Raw genomic sequence first — 642 nt, 5'->3', positions numbered from 1 at the left:
CGATTATTTAAGGTATAACGGCGACCTGATTGTCATGACAACCCTTATCCTGATCGCCGGCGGGATCATGACAGGACTCACGATCGGGCTATTTTCATTGATTGGATTTCAGATCGAGCAATTTTACTTTGATTACGTTGGGATATTCGGGCTGGCAGCTGCGCCCATAGTGGGTACCTACCTGACCCAAACCAATCCGCAGCTGGTCAATAAAGTCTCACCGGTAATTGCTAAGATCTTCAGTCCGCTGGTGCTGGTCATGCTGGTTATTTACCTTTTTGCCATCTTATACTCAGGCAAAGACCCCTACAACGACCGCGAGTTTCTGATCATTTTCAATTTACTCCTGATCGGGGTGATGGCGATCATTTTTTTCTCCATAGCAGAAAGCTCCAAAACAACCGAAAACACCACTGCTACCTGGGTACTTTTCCTTTTATCTGCGGTAACGGTCGTGGTCAATGGTGTCGCGCTGTCGGCCATTGTATTCCGGATCGCGGAATGGGGCATTACCCCAAACAGACTGGCTGTGCTGGGCGGAAATTTACTCATGCTGCTGAACTTGCTGTTTATAACCCTACTGCTTTTCAGGTCCCTCACAAAGAAAGCGGACATAGCCGCAGTCGGGAAAACAATCGCCTT

General features: G+C 48.1%; 1 pseudogene. It reads left to right on the top strand.

Annotation, left to right across the window (positions count from 1 at the left end):
- Positions 1-642, top strand: a pseudogene (locus OB13_RS20485) (hypothetical protein); the annotation flags it as partial.

It is taken from the genome of Pontibacter sp. HJ8, from assembly GCF_054824225.1.
The sequence above is the reverse complement of the archived record's forward strand: the minus strand, read 5'-3'. Positions and strand labels throughout refer to the sequence as shown.